We start from the raw sequence: 4,534 nt of genomic DNA, 5'->3' as shown, positions 1-4,534 counted from the left end.
TTATAAATGGATAAGAAAAATTTGTTCATAGTTTTAAGCGTAATAATTGCGGTATTAATTATTTTCCCATTGGTATCCATTGCATATCCCTATGAAAATCCCAATCATGATGTAATTGTACATCATGATATTAACATACCAAAACAATTTAATCTAACAATAATATATAAAAACGGAACCAACCCAGTGTCAGGTCAGCAGTTTAAGGCCAATATTACATATGATGGCCGAACTCAAACCTACACGGGCATCACAAGTGCAAACGGTAGCTTCACATTTAGATTACCACAGGCAGGTCAGTATAAAATTACAACGAAATTTTATAATTATTCCACATCAACAATAATAAAAAATGTAACTGGAAGCACGTATGTTAATGATAACGTTGCACTGCTTAAAGATTTTAATTATACTGTTGAGTTGAGAAGTTTTCCATTAAATGGAAATGAATCAGTTAATATTAAAGGATTTACAATATTCAGGGATGGGGAAGATATCAAATATAATGTTCAATCGAATAATTCAGGCACATTCTTTAATTTTAAGGCCCCTGAGGGGAATTATACTTTTACATACAATAATAAACATTATGTCAGCACATCTTTTATTAAATATATACATTCAAATGGCACATTTGTTAAAAATATAACAGCATACCTCCTCAATGTTTCATCAAATCTTTCAGTTATTTATAATGGTGTTAATGTTATCAGCAATAACACCTTTCTGGCCAGTGCGGGTCTGAATTCATTAAATGTTTATTATGGAAATATACTGGTTAAGGTGATTAACATTGATTTAAACTCAACAAATCCATATAAGTATTTAAGTATAACCGATGCCAATGCCTCAGTACAGCTAACCCAGGATGTATATACGGTTTCAAATAATATAACCACAGTTACCTATAATACGACATCAATAAATGGTGTATTGATAAAATTCAACTTCCCGTATGACCTTAATAATTCAAGCATATCAGTTAATGGGAAAACAATTGCGTTCAATGTGAACGGAAATAATTATTCACCAAATTCTGGATTATATGAAAATGGTCCAATTAAGGTGGTTACCAAAACTCCCGGAATTATTAGTCCAGAATCCTCAAACGGCAAATTAACAAACGGTATGCTTTATTACCTCAAGATTTCATACACCACAGAGAGTGAGGTGGAAAAATAATGATTTTTAAAAAGGATAAAAAAAGTAATAAAGTTATTGAGCAAACAGTGATTAAAATAAAAACAGTTGATGACATACCTGTTATTAAAGAAATGCGTAAAATGTTGGGCAATGGCAAGGTTAAGGATGCAATAATTTTCGGATATAATTCAGTGCTTTCAGATTATATTAAGAGTTTCGATGGAAGCGTGAAGAAAAATGGATCAAGCAGGGAGTTTATAATAAATCAGCTCAACAATCTTGGAATAAAGGTTGAACCAGGTGAGGGTCTGGTTAATAATAATAAATTAATTGAGGCGTTAAATGGCATAGATGTGCCAGACAAAAAGGATAATACAAAACAGAATATTAATCAGCTTTATGCTTTAAAAAAACTTGCCGTTTTTTACCTTAATTATTATGAACCGGCCAGATATGGTATTTTCGATGAAAATATAAATTCAGAGGAGATAATATCCAAAATTAAGGATGTTTATAATTATATGGATATCATGGCATTATTTTATAACGATCAACAATGATGTATACTATACTATTTCTTGACATAATTTCGCTTTTAATCAAAAGATCATCCCTTATTTTTCTTTATCCTCTTTTAATTATTATTGTTGTTATAATTGTAATTGGTTTTAATTCCGTAATATATAAGTATAAAGATCCAGAAAACTCTGTAAAATCTGAAAAATTTAATATACCACAAAATCAATTTATTCATGAATATACAATGATCAGTTCAAAAAAGTATGAAGATTACATATCAAAAATGTCAAATGATGTTGATATGGTTTTAAACGAGGTAAAAAATTTTAGAAAATTAATGCAGAAATATGAAAAATATGCAGGATTGGCATCCAGTTCAACAGGCAGGCGCAGGCAAAGATTTATAAAAAGGGCAGAATATTATTCTGTTCAGGTAATAGAAAGCTATGAGAGATTAAAAAACATTAAAATGGATATCATAAATGAGGAGGCGTTTGAGGAATGGAGGCAGAGAGTATATCATTAATAGATAGATTGAATGATATAAACGATTTAATAGGTGATAAGGTAATAGGTTCCAGGAGAATAGTAAGGTTCATGTTTATATCATTGCTTACCGGTAATCATATATTACTTGAGGGCGTTCCAGGACTGGCAAAAACAATGCTTGCCGATGAATTCTCAAAGCATCTGGGCGTTGAATTTAAAAGAATACAGTTCACACCGGATATGTTGCCATCAGATATTACCGGCAATATGGTATACAATCTGGAATTGAAAAAAATGGAATTCCGGAAGGGTCCTGTGTTTGCGAATATTATACTTGCAGATGAAATTAACAGAACACCTCCAAAGGTTCAATCAGCCCTTCTGGAGGCAATGGAGGAAAGGCATGTGTCAGTCTATGGTGTAACATACCCCCTGCCGAGGCCATTTTTTGTTATAGCCACACAAAATCCTGTGGAGCAGGAGGGCACATTCCCCCTTGCAGAGGCTTTAATGGATAGGTTTCTTTTTAGATATTTTTTAACCTATCCCTCACAGGACGATGAATTAAAAATACTGGAATCAACCAGCAGGAATAACAACCTGGAATATTATAAACTGGGTGCTGATAATATTGAGTTTCTAAAAAATGAGGTTAAAAATGTTTATGCATCACATGACATAATGGAATACATTGTAAACATAATAAGGCAGACAAGGGAAAATTCAATGGTTTATCTTGGTGCAAGCCCAAGAACCGCTGTAAAATATCTAAGTGCTGTTAAGGCAAATGCACTTATTAGCGGAAGAAATTATGTTATACCTGAAGATGTTATATATATGGCCCATGAGATATTTAACCACAGATTAATACTTAGACCGGAATCACTAATTGATGGAGAAAATAATTATCAGGATATATTATTCAGGGTTATAGATAATATTTTATCATCCGTTGAGGTTCCAAGATGATAAAAAAGCTTGGGTATGTAATTATAACTGCAATTCTATCTGGTCTGCTGGAATCAATAATTATAGGATATTCAGGATACATAATATTCACTTTAATTTTATTTTTTATTGTATCTTCAGATATAATTTTCTTTAATTATTCCTCGGCAAGATATATGTCAAATATAGATATAAGGAGGGAGGTTAATACACGAATATTCAGGAAAAATAAAACATTTGAAATTAATATTGTGTTTAAAAACAATAACAATAACGATGTAAGCTTCTATTTTTTTGATGAGGCCCTTGACATTTTAAATATATCAGAGAATCACTCTGGAATTATTAAAATAAGGAAAAAGTCCACTGTAACAAAAAAATATGAAATCACGCCCAGATACATCGGGAAATATTCACTTGGTGATATAACCATAATCATGAGGGATATTTTCGATCTGGCATATTCTGAAAGAAAATACTGTAATACCATGGAAATTAAAATATATCCATCAGCCAATGATATAAGGTCTCAGAGAACAGAAATGCTAAGCAGTTTTATATATACATACGGAATCCATTACTCAAAAAAGGCAGGCCAGGGTTATGACCTCTACGGTATCAGGCCATATACTGAAAATGATGATTTCAGATACATAGCTTGGACAAGATATGATGAGTCCAATGATATATTAATGGTCAAGGAAATGGAGGAGGAAAGAGAAATAACTGTAATATTTTTACTTGATTACAGCAATTCCATGAATTTTGGTGGGGATGATAAAATATACGATAAAACTGTAACAAATATAATAAATGCAGCATATTATATGGTAAAAAACCGTGATAATGTTGGATTTTTTATATATTCCAGCGAACACAATTATTTTATAAAACCGGATAAAAGCGGAAATAGTATTAAGGATTTTGAAACCAAAATAGCATCAATACTTCCCGGTGGAGATTTTGATTTTGAATCTGCAATAAAAATACTTAATAAAAGAACAGGAAAAAAACCATTAATCTTTGTAATGACCGCATCAGATATAAATATAAAAAAGCCAGAATATGCATTTAATGTTATTATGTTTATTATAGACCACACATCATTCTATAATTATAATCCAAGTGAACCACTGCAGGATTTGTTAATGAGGGGGCTCTATTCATCACAAATTTCAAGGCTCAGGCTTGTCAGAGGTAGTATTATAAGAATGGGTTACAGGGCAGATGTTGTTCAGGATAAAACCATGCTGCCCAAGATAATGGAAGAGTATAATTATGCAAGAAGCATCAATCTGGGGGCGGTTTAAATAAGAATCAACAACCTTATATTATATCCCATTTCTGTATTCATATTTGCCCCACAGATTTTTATAACCTATTTTTTATTATTACATACATACTCTTCCCTGGATATTGAAATATTCATAATATT

General features: G+C 31.5%; 5 protein-coding genes. All 5 read left to right on the top strand.

Features of this window, described 5'->3' with window-relative positions; genetic code table 11:
- Positions 1 to 69 precede the first annotated feature (69 nt).
- From AOG55_RS07705 to AOG55_RS07685, 5 genes are read left to right on the top strand one after another with little or no spacing between them, the layout of a single operon-like run.
- Positions 70 to 1,182, top strand: coding sequence for a hypothetical protein (locus AOG55_RS07705; protein WP_236688995.1), 1,113 nt, complete (start codon positions 70 to 72; stop codon positions 1,180 to 1,182).
- A complete protein-coding gene (locus AOG55_RS07700; RefSeq protein WP_052656652.1) occupies positions 1,182 to 1,703 on the top strand; it encodes a hypothetical protein in 522 nt (173 codons plus the stop codon). Before AOG55_RS07705 ends, AOG55_RS07700 begins: the two co-directional genes overlap by 1 nt.
- Positions 1,703 to 2,188, top strand: a complete 486-nt coding sequence (locus AOG55_RS07695; RefSeq protein ID WP_048100887.1) for a hypothetical protein — start codon at positions 1,703 to 1,705, stop codon at positions 2,186 to 2,188. Before AOG55_RS07700 ends, AOG55_RS07695 begins: the two co-directional genes overlap by 1 nt.
- Positions 2,164 to 3,120: an AAA family ATPase gene (locus AOG55_RS07690; RefSeq protein WP_048100888.1), complete on the top strand. Its 957-nt coding sequence runs from the start codon at positions 2,164 to 2,166 to the stop codon at positions 3,118 to 3,120. Before AOG55_RS07695 ends, AOG55_RS07690 begins: the two co-directional genes overlap by 25 nt.
- Positions 3,117 to 4,409: a DUF58 domain-containing protein gene (locus AOG55_RS07685; RefSeq protein WP_055041133.1), complete on the top strand. Its 1,293-nt coding sequence runs from the start codon at positions 3,117 to 3,119 to the stop codon at positions 4,407 to 4,409. The genes AOG55_RS07690 and AOG55_RS07685 overlap by 4 nt, the downstream gene beginning before the upstream one ends.
- The last annotated feature ends 125 nt before the right edge of the window (positions 4,410 to 4,534 follow it).

It is taken from the genome of Acidiplasma cupricumulans (assembly GCF_001402935.1).
Lineage (GTDB): Archaea > Thermoplasmatota > Thermoplasmata > Thermoplasmatales > Thermoplasmataceae > Acidiplasma > Acidiplasma aeolicum.
Note: the sequence above shows the minus strand (reverse complement) of the source record. Positions and strands in the feature narration are given on the sequence as shown.

What these genes read in the sequence shown, in the direction of transcription:
- AOG55_RS07700 (WP_052656652.1), top strand. Translation starts at nt 1,182, where the DNA reads ATGATTTTTAAAAAGGATAAAAAAAGTAATAAAGTTATTGAGCAAACA.
- AOG55_RS07695 (WP_048100887.1), top strand. Translation starts at nt 1,703, where the DNA reads ATGTATACTATACTATTTCTTGACATAATTTCGCTTTTAATCAAAAGA.
- AOG55_RS07690 (WP_048100888.1), top strand. Translation starts at nt 2,164, where the DNA reads ATGGAGGCAGAGAGTATATCATTAATAGATAGATTGAATGATATAAAC.
- AOG55_RS07685 (WP_055041133.1), top strand. Translation starts at nt 3,117, where the DNA reads ATGATAAAAAAGCTTGGGTATGTAATTATAACTGCAATTCTATCTGGT.